Source organism: Marinobacter sp. LQ44 (genome assembly GCF_001447155.2).
Taxonomy (GTDB): Bacteria; Pseudomonadota; Gammaproteobacteria; order Pseudomonadales; family Oleiphilaceae; genus Marinobacter.
The window spans coordinates 3,306,031-3,320,880 of sequence record NZ_CP014754.1 but is presented as its reverse complement, the minus strand read 5'-3'; the positions used below and the strand labels follow the sequence as shown (position 1 = coordinate 3,320,880).

At 57.1% G+C, this 14,850-nt stretch carries 9 protein-coding genes; 1 reads left to right on the top strand and 8 read right to left on the bottom strand.

Features of this window, described 5'->3' with window-relative positions; all coding sequences use genetic code 11:
• Nucleotides 1-36 precede the first annotated feature (36 nt).
• Complete coding sequence (radA, locus tag ASQ50_RS15240) at nt 37-1,413, top strand: DNA repair protein RadA (RefSeq protein WP_058091273.1); 1,377 nt, start codon at nt 37-39, stop codon at nt 1,411-1,413.
• Between the two features lie 7 nt (nt 1,414-1,420).
• On the opposite strand, the gene ASQ50_RS15235 is transcribed toward radA, so the two are convergent.
• The 8 genes from ASQ50_RS15235 to pilQ form a co-directional block, all read right to left on the bottom strand.
• On the bottom strand, nt 1,421-1,789 hold the full coding sequence (locus ASQ50_RS15235; RefSeq protein WP_058091272.1) for a PilZ domain-containing protein: 369 nt from the start codon (nt 1,787-1,789) through the stop codon (nt 1,421-1,423).
• 313 nt (nt 1,790-2,102) lie between these two features.
• The gene (hemE, locus tag ASQ50_RS15230) at nt 2,103-3,167 is read right to left on the bottom strand and encodes a uroporphyrinogen decarboxylase (RefSeq protein WP_058091271.1); all 1,065 of its coding nucleotides are present in this window, start codon (nt 3,165-3,167) and stop codon (nt 2,103-2,105) included.
• Nucleotides 3,168-3,292: 125 nt separating this feature from the next.
• Nucleotides 3,293-4,711, bottom strand: coding sequence for an FAD-dependent oxidoreductase (locus ASQ50_RS15225; RefSeq protein ID WP_058091270.1), 1,419 nt, complete (start codon nt 4,709-4,711; stop codon nt 3,293-3,295).
• Nucleotides 4,712-4,789: 78 nt separating this feature from the next.
• Nucleotides 4,790-9,238, bottom strand: a complete 4,449-nt coding sequence (gene gltB / locus ASQ50_RS15220) for a glutamate synthase large subunit (protein WP_058091269.1) — start codon at nt 9,236-9,238, stop codon at nt 4,790-4,792.
• A 177-nt stretch (nt 9,239-9,415) separates the two neighbouring features.
• Complete coding sequence (locus ASQ50_RS15215; protein ID WP_068351559.1) at nt 9,416-10,927, bottom strand: AAA family ATPase; 1,512 nt, start codon at nt 10,925-10,927, stop codon at nt 9,416-9,418.
• A gap of 43 nt (nt 10,928-10,970) precedes the next feature.
• Nucleotides 10,971-12,059 carry a 3-dehydroquinate synthase gene (gene aroB, locus ASQ50_RS15210; protein WP_058090088.1) on the bottom strand — a complete coding sequence of 363 codons (1,089 nt, stop codon included), beginning with the start codon at nt 12,057-12,059 and terminating at the stop codon, nt 10,971-10,973.
• On the bottom strand, nt 12,034-12,618 hold the full coding sequence (gene aroK / locus ASQ50_RS15205; RefSeq protein WP_058090087.1) for a shikimate kinase AroK: 585 nt from the start codon (nt 12,616-12,618) through the stop codon (nt 12,034-12,036). The genes aroB and aroK overlap by 26 nt, the downstream gene beginning before the upstream one ends.
• A 123-nt stretch (nt 12,619-12,741) precedes the next feature.
• Nucleotides 12,742-14,796 carry a type IV pilus secretin PilQ gene (gene pilQ / locus ASQ50_RS15200; protein ID WP_227513186.1) on the bottom strand — a complete coding sequence of 685 codons (2,055 nt, stop codon included), beginning with the start codon at nt 14,794-14,796 and terminating at the stop codon, nt 12,742-12,744.
• Nucleotides 14,797-14,850: the final 54 nt, after the last annotated feature.

Here is a 14,850-nt window from a genome sequence, read left to right as displayed (position 1 = left end):
TTCCCGCCCCGATTTGCCCGATACGGAATTCTGCCCATGGCCAAAGCCAAAACCGCCTTTGTATGCACCGAGTGCGGTGCGGATTACTCCAAGTGGCAGGGCCAGTGTACGGCCTGCCAGGCCTGGAACACGATCAGCGAAGTACGCGGCGTTTCCGGCCCCGGTAAGGGCGCGCGCAGCGCCCGCTTTGAGGGCTACGCCGGCAGCCTGTCTGAGGTCAAGAGCCTGGACGAAGTCAGCCTGGCAGAACAGGCCCGCATCAGTACCGGCATGCAGGAATTCGACCGGGTGCTCGGCGGCGGTCTTGTGGAAGGCTCTGCGGTACTGATGGGTGGCCACCCCGGCGCCGGCAAGAGTACCCTGCTGCTGCAGGCGGTCTGCCAACTGGCTGAGCAGCACCCGGCGCTTTACGTTACCGGTGAAGAATCCCTGCAACAGGTGGCCATGCGCGCCAAACGCCTTGGTTTGCCTACCAAAGACCTGAAAATGCTTTCGGAAACCTCCGTAGAGCGGTTGATGCAGGTAGCGGAAATGGAGAAGCCCCGTATCCTGGTCATTGACAGTATTCAGGTAATGCACGTGGCCGATATCGAATCCGCCCCGGGTTCGGTTTCTCAGGTAAGGGAGAGCGCCGCGTTCCTGACACGCTTTGCCAAGCAAACCGGCACGATTTTGCTGCTGGTTGGCCACGTCACCAAAGACGGCAGCCTGGCCGGACCGAAGGTGCTGGAGCACATGATCGATTGCTCCATCCTGCTGGAAGGTTCCAGCGACAGCCGCTACCGCACCCTACGGGGCATCAAGAACCGCTTTGGTGCGGTGAATGAGCTGGGCGTATTTGCCATGCTGGAACAGGGCCTGAAGGAAGTGAAAAACCCCAGCGCCATTTTCCTGAACCGGGGCGAAGAGGCTGCTCCCGGCAGTGTGGTGATGGTGGTCTGGGAAGGCACCCGGCCAATGCTGGTGGAGATCCAGGCACTGGTGGATATGGCTCAGGGCAGTTATCCGAGACGGGTGGCCGTGGGTACCGACCAGAACCGGTTGGCAATGCTTCTGGCCGTGCTGCACCGGCATGGCGGCATGCATGTAGCCGATCAGGATGTCTTTGTGAACGTGGTAGCGGGCGTGAAGGTCAATGAAACCAGTGCGGACCTTGCGCTGTTGTCGGCAGTGGTGTCATCGTTCCGCAATCGGGCGCTGCCGCAGGATCTGGTGATTTTCGGAGAAGTAGGCCTGTCTGGCGAGATCCGGCCGGTGCCGAATGGTCAGGAGCGGATTTACGAGGCAGCCAAGCACGGCTTCACACGGGCTTTGGTGCCCAGGGCTAACGTTCCGCGTAAGCCTGTTGAAGGCATGAAAGTGATTCCAGTGACCAAGCTTTCTGATGCCCTTTCGGCCTTGGAGGAGCTTTGAGCTCTGGCTAATCAATCAGATGCGCAAACTCCCGCTCCAAAAGCGCCTGATCCCCAAGATTTAACTCAACCAGCCGCTTCAAATGCGTGGCACTTTCAAGATCAATATACTGACACCGAAATCCCAGCCGATGATCCTCCACGTGCTTCAACTCCACCGCCATCACAATCGCGGCTTCATGTTCATTCAGGTGAATCACTACCTCACAAGGCTTGTTGAGCGGAACCTTCCAACCTTCCGGCCGCTGGACCAGAACGCCCTTCAGGGAAATATCCAGCACCTCGGTTGACCACACCTGATCCTGACAATGCAGCTCACACGGCGCGTCAAAACTTATTCGGTGGAAACGGCGTTTTTCGGATGTTTTGGTAGACAATGGAAAGCTCCGGCCAGAAGTTCTTACTTCCTATGACTATAGACCGGACACAAAAGGGAGTACAGCTCAGACCCACCAGAGAGAGGGAGCAGTCATACCAACGCCCCACAACACTGCTTCGATTCCAAAGAGGATAGTTCCAGAGTGTTCAAAAGCGGACTGGTGGGACGGCCTCCGAAAAATCTCGGAGGCCATGGATGGCCGGAGCGAAGCGCTCAGGGATGAGCTCGTAGCGTTTTTTCGGAGGCCGTCCCACCAGTCCGCAAACACGGAACTCGCAGGCTGCCAAAAGACGGCTATCTCAAAAACCAGACTACTGGTGATACTGCCCGCTAAGCTCAACGACCGCCTCAATAAACGCCCCAGCATGCTCCGGATCCACATCCGGCGTAATCCCATGCCCCAGGTTGAAGATATGCCCGGAACCAGAACCATAACGCTTCAGGATATCCGCCACTTCCTGGCGAATCCGCGCCTTCGGCGCATACAGCATCGCCGGGTCCATATTGCCCTGCAACGCCACCTTGTCGCCCACGCGGGCGCGGGCATTACCAATGTCCGTGGTCCAGTCCAGGCCCACCGCATCGGCACCACAATCGGCAATAGACTCCAGCCACTGGCCACCGTTCTTGGTGAACACAATCGCCGGCACCCTGCGACCCTCGCTCTCGCGAATCAGACCACCCACAATCTTCTTCATGTAACGCAGCGAGAACTCCTCATACGCCCAGCTGCTCAGCACCCCACCCCAGGTATCGAAAATCTGCACAGCCTGGGCACCGGCCTTGATCTGACCGTTCAGGTAATCAATCACCGAATCCGCCAGGTGGTCCAGCAAGCGGTGCATCACTTCCGGCTGGCCATACATCAGCTTCTTGGCTTCGGAGAAAGTCTTGGAGGAGCCACCCTCAATCATGTAAGTGGCCAGGGTCCAGGGGCTGCCGGAGAAACCGATCAGCGGCACCCGGCCGCTGAGTTCGCGGCGGATGGTGGAGACGGCGTTCATCACGTAGTCCAGATCCGACTCGGCATTCATCTTCGGCAGGGCGTCGACGTCGGCTTCGGTGCGAATCACCTTGCGGAATTTCGGACCTTCGCCAGTCTCGAAATACAGGCCCAGGCCCAGGGCATCAGGAATGGTCAAAATATCGGAGAACAGGATGGCAGCGTCCAGCGGATAGCGCTCGAGCGGCTGCAGGGTAACTTCGCAGGCCAGCGGCGTGTTCTTGCACAGGCTGAGAAAATCACCGGCTTTTGCCCGGGTTGCGCGGTACTCCGGCAGGTAGCGGCCCGCCTGGCGCATCATCCACACCGGGGTGCGGTCTACAGGCTGGCGCATCAGGGCGCGCAGGAAGCGGTCATTCTTCAGCTCGGTCATATGGTATCCCGTTCTCGTCGGTAAATAGTCAGAGATAATGGGGAGCAATGATACCCCGTTTATACGAATAAAAAAGGGCGGCTTACCCGTAGCAAGCCGCCCTTCTGACTCTGATCAACTCAGAGTTATACGTCGAGGTAGTCCAGAATGCCTTCCGCAGCCTGGCGACCTTCCCAGATGGCAGTGACCACCAGATCTGAGCCGCGCACCATATCGCCACCGGCGAAGATCTTCGGGTTGCTGGTCTGGAACGGGAACTCGGCTTCCTCCGGCGCTGCAACACGACCGGAATCATCGGTGTTCACCTTGTGTTCACCGAACCAGTCAGCGGGGCTCGGCCGGAAACCAAACGCCACCAGCACCGCATCCGCAGGAATGACTTCCTCACTGCCCGGCACGACTTCAGGGCGGCGACGGCCATTTTCGTCCGGTTCTCCCAACTGGGTAGACACAACCTTGACGCCCTCAACACGGTCTTCACCGATGATGGCGATAGGCTGCCGGTTAAACAGGAACTTCACACCTTCTTCCTTGGCGTTTGCGACTTCCCGGCGCGACCCCGGCATGTTGGCCTCGTCCCGACGGTAGGCACAGGTAACGCTCTCCGCCTGCTGACGGATAGACGTACGGTTGCAGTCCATGGCGGTATCACCACCACCCAGCACCACCACGCGCTTACCCTTCATATCGATGAAGTCTGACGCTTTTTTCTCGAACCCAAGACGGCGATTCACGTTGGAAATCAGGAACGGCAGAGCATCATAAACACCCGGCAATTCTTCTCCCGGGAAGCCGCCTTTCATGTAGGTGTAGGTGCCCATGCCCATGAACACCGCATCGAATTCTTCCATGATGCTCTTCAACTGGACGTCTTTACCCACCTCGGTGTTCAGACGGAATTCCACGCCCATCTCCTCGAACACCTTACGGCGCCGGGACATCACGGACTTTTCCAGCTTGAACTCGGGAATACCGAAGGTCAGCAGGCCGCCAATTTCAGGGTAACGATCGAAAACCACCGCCTTGACGCCATTACGCACCAGGATATCGGCACAGCCGAGACCAGCGGGCCCGGCGCCGATAACGGCAACTTTTTTGTCTGTCCATTTAACATTGGACATATCAGGCTTCCAACCCAGCGCGAAGGCCGTGTCGGTAATGTATTTTTCCACCGAACCGATGGTTACCGCGCCGTAGCCATCGTTCAGGGTACAGGCACCTTCACACAGGCGATCCTGTGGGCACACCCTGCCGCACACTTCCGGCAGGGAGTTGGTCTGGTGGCACAACTCCACGGCCTTCATGATGTTGCCCTCAGACACCAGCTTCAGCCAGTTCGGAATATAGTTGTGTACCGGGCATTTCCACTCGCAATAGGGGTTACCGCAAGCCAGGCAGCGGTGAGACTGAGATGCTGCATGGGTTTCGGTAAACGGGTGATAGATCTCACCGAATTCTTTCTTCCGCTTTTTGGCAGGCACCTTCTTTGGGTCTACCCGCCCAACTTCCACAAACTGAAAGTCATTGTTGAGACGTTCTTTCATGTTGCTACTCTCATCAGCTCAATTTCGACGGGGGCTGCGCCCGTTGGCGCAGCCCATCAACCTTTGCGTTGCCCAGCCTTATTCCGGGCGGGCACGGGTGCTGGCCAGCAGGCTGCGCAGGTTCGCAGCCTTTGGCTTCACCAGCCAGAAGCGGCCGATGTAATCGTCGAAATCTTCAAGTAGGTGCTCCGCCCAGGCGCTTCCGGTTTCGGAAATATGCTCCCGGATCACACCACGCAGGTGGTTCCGGTAGGCTTCCATGTCTTCCCGCGAAATGCGCTGGATCTCAACCAGTTCATGGTTGTACTTGTCCACGAAGGTGTTGTCCAGATCCAGCACATAGGCGAAGCCGCCGGTCATGCCGGCACCGAAGTTATATCCGGTGGAACCGAGAACGGTCACCAGGCCGCCGGTCATGTATTCACAACAGTGGTCCCCGGCCCCTTCTACAACCGCATGGGCACCAGAGTTACGAACGGCAAAGCGTTCACCGGCTGTGCCAGCGGCAAACAGCTTGCCCCCTGTCGCGCCGTACAGGCAGGTATTACCCACGATGGATGTTTCCTGGGTTTTGAAGTCGCTGCCACGGGGCGGTTTAACAACCAGCTTGCCGCCAGTCATACCCTTGCCCACATAGTCGTTGGCATCGCCTTCAAGAATCAGGTTCAGACCACCCACGTTCCACACACCAAAGCTCTGGCCTGCGGTCCCGGTAAGATCCAGAGTGATCGGTGCATCCACCATTCCCTGGTTACCGTACTGCGCTGCAATTTCGCCAGACAGCCGCGCACCAATGGAGCGATCGCAGTTGGTAACCTTGTAGCTCCAGGCGCCGCCGGACTTCTCTGCGATAGCTGCAGCGGTGTCTTTCACCATCTGCTCCGCCAGGCGGCCTTCGTCGAACGGATGGTTGCGCTCAACCTGACAAGTCTGGGGCTTGTCCGCCGGGATGTGGTCATTCTGCAGCAGACGCGTCAGGTCCAGCTTTTTCTGGCGCTCGGTATTGCCCGGCAGGCGCTCAAGCAGATCGACACGGCCAACCAGTTCCTCAAGACTGCGAACACCCAGCTTGGCCATCCACTCGCGGGTTTCTTCCGCGACAAAACGGAAGAAGTTCATGGCCATCTCAACAGTGCCCTTGAAGTGCTCTTCCCGCAGGTAATCGTTCTGGGTAGCAACACCGGTGGCACAGTTATTCAGGTGACAGATACGCAGGTATTTACAACCCAGGGCCACCATTGGCGTAGTGCCGAAGCCGAAGCTTTCGGCGCCCAGAATGGCTGCTTTAACAACATCCAAGCCAGTCTTGATACCACCGTCAGTCTGCAGGCGAATCTTGCCCCGCAGGTCATTTGCTCTCAGCGCCTGCTGGGTTTCGGTCAGACCCAGCTCCCACGGCGAGCCGGCATAGCGAATCGATGTCAGCGGGCTGGCCGCAGTACCGCCATCGTAACCAGATACAGTAATCAGGTCGGCATAGGCCTTTGCCACACCGGCGGCGATAGTACCCACTCCAGGTTCGGACACCAGCTTCACCGACACCAGGGCTTCCGGGTTCACCTGCTTCAGATCGAAAATCAGCTGCGCCAGATCCTCGATAGAATAGATATCGTGGTGCGGTGGTGGCGAAATCAGGGTCACACCCGGCACGGAATAACGCAGGCGAGCGATCAGATCATTCACCTTGCCACCAGGCAACTGGCCACCCTCACCGGGCTTGGCACCCTGGGCGACTTTAATCTGCATGACATCGGCGCTTCGCAGGTATTCTGCGGTTACACCGAATCGGCCAGAGGCAACCTGCTTGATCTTCGAACGGCGATTGGTGCCATGGCGGGCAGGGTCTTCACCACCCTCACCAGAGTTAGAACGGCCACCCAGAGTATTCATGGCTACTGCCAGCGCCTCGTGGGCCTCGGGAGACAAAGCGCCCAACGACATGGCCGCCGAATCAAACCGGGGGAAGATATTCTCAACCGGCTCAACCTCGGAGATATCAATCGGCTTGAGATCTTTCTTGAATACCAGGAGGTCACGCAGAGTGGCCACCGGGCGCTCGTTCACCAAGCCAGCGTATTCCTGGTAATGGCCGTAATCACCACTGATAACCGCATCCTGGAGCTTGGCAACCACGTCCGGGTTAAAAGCGTGATATTCCTGACCGTGAACGTACTTGAGCAAGCCACCTTGAGACAGCGGCTTACGGGGCTTCCAGGCAACGGCTGCGAGCTGCTCCTGATCCTGCTGGAAGTCGAAGAAGTCCGCGCCTTGAATACGGCTGGGCACACCCTTGAAGCAGAGATCCACAACGTTATCGGCCAGACCGATGGCTTCAAACAGCTGGGCACCGCGGTAGGAGGTGATGGTGGAGATCCCCATCTTCGACAGGATCTTCAGCAAGCCTTTGTTGATGCCCTTACGGTAGTTGTTCTTGGCTTCAATCGGATCCATCAGCAACTCGCCGGTCCGGATCAGATCGTTAAGGACCTGATAGGCCAGGTACGGATAAACCGCAGTGGCACCAAAGCCGAACAGTACGGCGAAGTGATGGGGATCCCGGGCCCAGCCGGTTTCCACAATGATGTTGGAATCGCAGCGCAGACCCCGCTCAACCAGGTGGTGGTGCACAGCACCGGTCACCATCATGGCGTTGACAGGCAACTCGCCTTCCACCAGGTCCTTGTCGCTTAGAATCAGCAGTACCTTACCGTCGCGGACCGACTTTTCAGCCTCATCGCACATCCGGCGAACCGCCTCCTGAAGGCCTTCCTCCGGGCGGTAGCTCATGGCAATTCTGGCCACTTCAAAGCCCGGGCGATCGTTATTGCTGAGCTTGAGGAACTTGGCCGGCGACAACACCGGGGTTGTCAGAATAATCCGGTTGGCGTGTTCCGGGGTCTCCTCAAAGACGTTTTGCTCCGCACCCAAGCAGGTTTCCAGCGACATCACGATGGTTTCGCGCAGCGGGTCGATAGGCGGGTTGGTGACCTGGGCAAACTTCTGGCGGAAATAATCCGCCGCATGCCGCACCTTGCTGGACAGCACGGCCATCGGCGTATCGTCACCCATGGAGCCCACAGCTTCTTGCGCGCTTTCAGCCAGCGGACGCAACACCTGGTCGCGCTCTTCAAAGGAGATATTGAACATCTTCTGATGAACCAGAAGTTCGTCCGGCTCCATCAGTTTGAACTCAGGGGTGGCCTGGTTCAGCGTGGTTTCTACCCGCAGGGCGTTGTCTTTCAACCAGCGCTTATAAGGCTGCGCGGTTTTCAGGCGCTGATCGATATCCGCTGTGTGCAACACCTCCCCTGACTCGGTATCGATGGCCAGCATCTGCCCGGGCCCCACGCGGCCCTTGGCAACCACATCGTCGGGCGAGTAGCCGTAGGTGCCCACTTCCGACGCCAGGGTGATAAAGTCGTCCTTGGTGATGACCCAGCGAGCCGGGCGCAAGCCGTTACGGTCGAGCATACACAGGGCGTAACGACCATCAGACATAACCAGGCCGGCAGGGCCATCCCAGGGCTCCATATGCATGGAGTTGTATTCATAGAACGCCCGCAACTGGGAATCCATGGTGTCTACATTCTGCCAGGCCGGTGGGATCATCATCCGAACGGCACGGAAAAGGTCAACTCCACCGGCCAGCAATATCTCCAGCATGTTATCCATGCTGGAGGAATCCGAGCCAGTCAGATTAACCAGCGGCTGCAGGGTTTGCAGATCTGGCAGGTCCGGTGAGCTGAACTTGGCCGCGCGTGCAATCGCCCAGTTACGGTTGCCGTCGATGGTGTTGATCTCACCGTTGTGGGCCAGGAACCGGAACGGCTGGGCCAGCGGCCACTTGGGCATGGTGTTGGTGGAGAACCGCTGGTGGAACACACAGATGGCGGTTTGCAGATCCGGATCACCCAGATCCTTATAAAAGTTGGCGAGATCCGCCGGCATCATCAGGCCTTTGTATGCAAGGGTGCGATGCGACAAGCTGCAGATATAAAACTCAGAGTCGTCCGCCATCTCCCGCTCAGCATGGCGGCGACCAACAAACAGCGCAACGGCAAATTCCTGCTCGGTTTTTCCGCCCGGCTCAACAAAAACCTGTTCAATCCTGGGCAGACAATCCAGCGCCATTGGCCCCAGGCAACTGTCGTCCACGGGCACTTCTCGCCAGCCCATGATTTCCAACCCCTGATCGACGAGGTTTTTCTCAACCGCAGCACGACCGGCGGCCGCCTGGCTTTCGTCCCGGGCTAAAAAAACCTGGCCGACTGCAAATAAGTCTCCAGGTTTTTTCCCGAACGCCGCCTGAGCAGCTTTGTAGAGGAAGGCCTTGGGACTTTGAATAAGAAGCCCACAACCATCACCGGTTTTGCCATCGGCTGCGATGCCTCCACGGTGGGTCATGCAAGTCAATGACTCGATGGCCGTTTGCAACAGCTTATGGCTCGCCTCGCCCTTCATGTGGGCAATCAGGCCAAAACCACAGTTGTCCCTGAACTCATCGGGATGATACAAGCCTGTTGTCATAAGCGTTCTCTCGCGTGTAAATGCTTTCTCGCCAGCCCGAAGCGCACCAAATTAGTGCGCAAAACGTACTGACACCGAAAAAAAGGGGAAGCGATTTTACACACGTGAAACTACGTATACAATTTTTTTCGCTGTTTTACCGCTAGAACAGGACGGAAATGCACCATAACGGTGCACCTAGTAACTTTCGAAGGATCGCACCCAAGGCTCAGATATCCCGAGCGCGGCGGGCAATTGTCCGGCTGCCTCCCGGGCGGATTCGAGGCTGGGATACTGGCCATACACCAGCATAAACCAAGGCTGCCCCTGGCGCTCTCCGACGGTATAGCTCAACTGAGGGTTATCTGGCTGGCGATCAATAACGCTCAGAATCGTACGCTCCTGATTACCAGCCACGAGCTGAAGCGTCCAACCTTTACGTTGTTTCAGTTGCGCCAAAGCCACAAAGTTCTCCGGTCTTGCCGGAGCGAAGGCTGGTTCTGGTTCTGGTTCTGGCTCTGGCTCTGGCTCTGGTTCTGGTTCTGGCTCTGGCTCTGGCTCTGGCTCTGGCTCTGGCTCTGGCTCTGGCTCTGGCTCTGGCTCTGGCTCTGGCTCTGGCTCTGGCTCTGGCTCAGCTTCGGTCACCGCATCCAGGTCCGTCAACGCGGGGTTTTCCGGTTCCTGCTGGCGTGCCAACTCCGGCGACGGCAGTGCATCAACGGGAAGTGTTTCACCCGCCCCTCGCCCTGCCTCAGGCCCGACGGTAATGCTCCTTCGAACAGTCTCTCTCGGGGTCTCCATACCCGCAGAACCAGCGACCGAGTCATCGTATTGCCGCGCCACGAACCACCATGACACCAGCAATATCACCAGTGCCAAGGCGGGCCAACGCATTGAAGCAAGGGGTGGCCAGCTACGGGCTGCGGCTCGGCTTTGTGGCGCAACCATGTCGAGCCAGATACCTGGTGCAACGCGTTTCAGTCGGCCGAAACTGCCCTGACTCAAAGCATGAAGCTGCTTTAGCCGTGATGAAGAAAGCAACTCTTCCTTTCGGCCACCAGCGCGGTGAACCCGGGGCTCAAGGAAGGCGAAAATCTCGTCTCGGCTTAACGGGGGAAGGCTGATATGGTGGATGTGAACGGCAAGATCTTCCGCCCGAAACTGATCCTGCAAACCTTCGGCACCAGAGAACACCAAAGCAGCGGCCAGCGACCGGTCAGCCGCAAGAAATCCGGAGAGTAAAAGATTCAATAACTCCGGAGCTACCCGATCGGCATCATCCAGAATCAACACCAGCCGCTGCCCACGTTGAGCACGCGCCTGGGACCACCGGAAAAATTGGTAAACCAGCTCTCGAGGCTCCGAGTCCGCCGGTACACCTGAACGGGCGATTTTACGGAGATCCCTGGCCAATGCCTGGGCACTCGTCAGAGCTGCCGTGGGGATACGATGAAAATCGAGCCGGGATGATTCGCTGCGAACCAACTCCGTGAGTATCCGCGTTTTGCCAGCACCTGGCGCACCCGTTACCAGCAGCGCCATATCCCCGAAACCGCAGAGATGACGCAGTGACTCCAGTGCATGGTGGCGCATGGCGTCCGGGAAGAACGGCGTCTCCATGTCCAGCGGATTATCGCGCAAGCCGTAGCGTTGCTGGAGGCGGGGAAACAATCCGCCACTGTCTATCGCGTTCAGGTTATCCTGGGTCACAACTCATCCCTGCCCGTTGCTCAATCACTGCGTGATACGACGCTTAATCGATAAATTCCAATAAGGTCTTTCTGAGGTTGTCCGGCTGGGCGTCAGCGGTTACAAAAGCATCCCCCAAGGCCCGCATCAACACCAGCCGGAGCTTGCCATCCACATTCTTCTTATCAACGGCCATCAGAGACATGAAATCATCGGGCGTCATGCCTTTGGGGGCCCGCTCCGGTAGCCCAGCCCGGCGAATCAAGGCCAACGCTCTCTTATGATCGTCGGCACTGATCATACCTTCTCTCAAAGACAAGTCAGATGCCATCATCATCCCGGTTCCAACCGCCTCGCCGTGGAGCCAGTTGCCGTAACCCGCGTAGGTTTCGATCGCATGACCAAAGGTATGGCCAAGATTCAGGATGGCCCGCAAGCCCCCTTCCCTCTCATCGAAGGCCACAACGTCTGCCTTGCACTGGCAGGAACGAAAAATGGCCTCTCCTACTGCTTCGGGCTCCAGCCGGACCAACGCATCCATGTTAGCTTCCAGCCACTCCAGAAAAGGCACGTCACGAATCAGGCCGTACTTGATAACTTCCGCAAGCCCAGCCGACACCTCCCTGGGGGGAAGTGTGGTCAGGGAATCGGTATCAATCAGGACGATGTTCGGCTGATGAAAAGCGCCAACCATGTTCTTGCCCAATGGATGATTGATTCCGGTTTTACCACCAACGGATGAATCCACCTGGGAAAGCAGGGTTGTGGGCATCTGGATAAATGGTACGCCCCGCTGATAGCAGGCCGCTGCAAACCCCGCCACATCCCCGATGACGCCGCCGCCCAGGGCAGCAAGCGTTGTTTTTCTGGAGTGCCGGCGCTCCAGCAGCCGGTCGAAAATCAGGTTAAGGGTCTGCCAATCCTTGAACTTCTCGCCATCCGGAAGCGTGACCACATCAACCGATTTTCCTGGGAAGCAAGCCTTCGCGCGCTCAAGGTATAAAGGTGCAACCGTCTCGTTGGTGACAATCATCACCTGACTGCCGGACACCCAGGGTGTCAGATCATAAGCCCCCAGCAACCCCTGACCAATAACGATGGGATAGCTGCGGTCACCCAGCTCTACTTTAAGCTCTTTGAGTACCTGGTACATGTTGACGACCTTCTTTACGTCTCTGCCGTTTGTGTCTTGGGGTTTTGGGATTGATTCGATTCACCAGCTGGCGCACCACCAATCGTGGACTCTTGCGATCGGTGAACATCACGATATCAGCGAGCTTGGTGTATAGCGGGTCCCGGACTGCGAACAGCCTTCTCAACACACCCTCGGGGTCATCGTTCTGAAGCAGGGGGCGATTTCGATCTTTTCGGGTGCGCTCTACCTGCTGCTCAATCGACGTTTTGAGATAGATCACCACTGCATTTTTCCGCAACAATGCATGGTTTTCCGGGCGCATGACCGCACCACCTCCGGTCGCCAATACCGTTCCCTGCGTTTCTGAAAGCTCATCCAGCATGGCGGTTTCGCGCTGCCGGAATCCGTCTTCTCCCTCGACATCGAATATCCAGGGAATATTGGCTCCGCACCGCTCTTCGATTATCCGGTCTGAATCAAGAAAACGATAACCCAGCTCTTTGGCGAGCATACGGCCAATCGTACTTTTTCCGGCTCCCATAGGGCCGACCAGGACAACACGTTCGGGCAAAGACATAATTTCCGCTCAACAGGGTTCAAGCGCGTGAGAATAGCACAGGGCAAGACATTCCATAAGCCGGAGGCCGATACAAAGAAAAAAGCCGCCGGGGTTAGCGGCGGCTTTTTATGTGCGGAGCGATTACTGAATCAGGTCGTTTTTGATGATCTTCGGAGTTACAAAGATCAACAACTCGCTTCGCTCGTCAATGTGCTCAGTGCGTTTGAAAAGGCGACCTAGGTAAGGAATATCGCCCAGGAACGGAGTCTTCGTGGTTTGGGTGGCCACCTCAGACTGGAAGATACCGCCTAGCACAACTGTCTCCCCGTTCGCTACCAGAACCTGAGTGGTCACGGAATTGGTATTTATAGAGGGGATACCGGCCGTTACCTCGCCTCGGGAATCCTGGTTTACCACCAAATCCATGATGATTTTGTCATCCGGAGTGATCTGGGGGGTTACTTCCAGAGATAGAACCGCTTCCTTGAACTCAACATTGGTTGCACCACTGGAAGTTGCTTCCTGGTAAGGGATTTCTTCACCAGATTTGATCGAAGCACTCTGACGATCTGCGGTGACAACCCTCGGCTGCGAAACCACCTCTGCACGACCGTCTGTTTCAAATGCTGACAACTCAAGATCCAGGAGGAAGTCGGTGCCAATATACCCCAGCGCGACAGAAGAGGAACCAGCGCGAGTAACACCCAAATCAACATTGAGATCGGATGGCAGACTCAACGGACCACTCGGAGAGATACCTGCCAGCCCCCCCTGAGAACCACCGATAATTATGTTATCGGAACCACCATCGGCAGTAGCACGGCCTTGCGCGCCCCAACGCACACCGAGCTCTTCGGAAACGTTATTCTGAGCGCGTACGATTCTAGCTTCGATCGATACCTGGCGAACTGGCACATCCCAAGTGCCAACCAATCGGCGAATCTCTTCCAGCTTTTGCTGCGTCTCACGCACACTGATCGTGTTGGTACGAACATCCGAGGAAACAAAACCCCTGGAGGAAATAAGCTCTTCGTCTGCACGAATCAGTGCCACGATATCTCCAGCCTTCGCGTAGTTCACCTGAATGATGTCCAGACGCACGGGGGCCAGCTCAGCAATTTGCTTGTTTGTCTCCAGCTCAAGCCTCTCTCGCGCTGCGATTTCCTCCGCAGGGGCCACCAGAAGAACGTTACCAATCTGACGCTTATCCAGACCTTTAGTTTTAAGGATAAGGTCAAGCGCCTGATCCCAAGGCACATTCTGCAGGCGCAGGGTAATGCTACCGCCCACTGTGTCACTGGCCACCAGATTCAGTCCGGTAAAGTCGGCAATCAACTGGAGCACCGAGCGGACTTCAATGTCCTGGAAGTTAAGTGAGAGCTTGTCGCCGGTGTATGGGAACTTCTCTTCGCGACGGGTCTCCGCCTCTTCTTCAGTGAGTTGCTCGACACTAACCGTAAATTCACGACCTGACTGATAGGCGATATAGTCATAATTGCCTTCAGGGCGAATCTCAACCACCGCATTGCCGTCCTCAACGAAAGTATCGATCCGGGTAACGGGTGTCGCAAAGTCGGTCACATCAAGACGACGACGAAGTTCCGAAGGGACATCCAGTCCCGGCATCGTGAGCCGGATGCGACCCGCCTGCTCAGACAGATTTACCGCCGCGGAGGCGTTACCGAGATCAACAATCACTCGCCCCTCACCTTCCTTGCTCCGGCGAAAATCAACGCCTGCCAAGGCACTCGAGGAAGCTGCGGCCGTCGATCCTGACTGGCGTTGCTGGGAAGTAGCAGCAGTTGCCGGGGCACCACTGGCACCGCCAATAGTCATGACCAGCGAATTGTTCTGGCGAACTGTCTCGTGGGGAGTCAATTCCACCAGATTGAAGATCAGCCGCGTGCGATCTTTGGTTTCCACCACGGTCACGCTTTGCGCATTGCCGGACCCAAGCGGAATGCTCCGCTGGTTAAGCCCACTGGTGGTGTCTTTGAGGTCCACGGCAATCCGCGCCGGGCGCTCAATCGTGTAACCGGTTGGCTCTGGCGGCGGTCCGTCGAATTTCATGGTCACTTCCAGGCGCTCTCCCGGCAGCGACGAAAACGACACGTCTTCCAGCGTGACCGCGCTGGCCAGGCTGGTCCATAACCCGATGGCGATCACGCCCACGCAGACATTGAGTTTTTTGAACATCGCTAGCCTCGACCTTAAACCATTTTGTTCGTGCATGTTTTTTTCGTTCATCCT

Coding starts and splice junctions, on each gene's coding strand:
- radA (WP_058091273.1), top strand. CDS start 37: ATGGCCAAAGCCAAAACCGCCTTTGTATGCACCGAGTGCGGTGCGGAT.
- hemE (WP_058091271.1), bottom strand. CDS start 3,167: ATGACCGAGCTGAAGAATGACCGCTTCCTGCGCGCCCTGATGCGCCAG.
- ASQ50_RS15225 (WP_058091270.1), bottom strand. CDS start 4,711: ATGAAAGAACGTCTCAACAATGACTTTCAGTTTGTGGAAGTTGGGCGG.
- gltB (WP_058091269.1), bottom strand. CDS start 9,238: ATGACAACAGGCTTGTATCATCCCGATGAGTTCAGGGACAACTGTGGT.
- aroB (WP_058090088.1), bottom strand. CDS start 12,059: ATGTACCAGGTACTCAAAGAGCTTAAAGTAGAGCTGGGTGACCGCAGC.
- aroK (WP_058090087.1), bottom strand. CDS start 12,618: ATGTCTTTGCCCGAACGTGTTGTCCTGGTCGGCCCTATGGGAGCCGGA.
- pilQ (WP_227513186.1), bottom strand. CDS start 14,796: ATGTTCAAAAAACTCAATGTCTGCGTGGGCGTGATCGCCATCGGGTTA.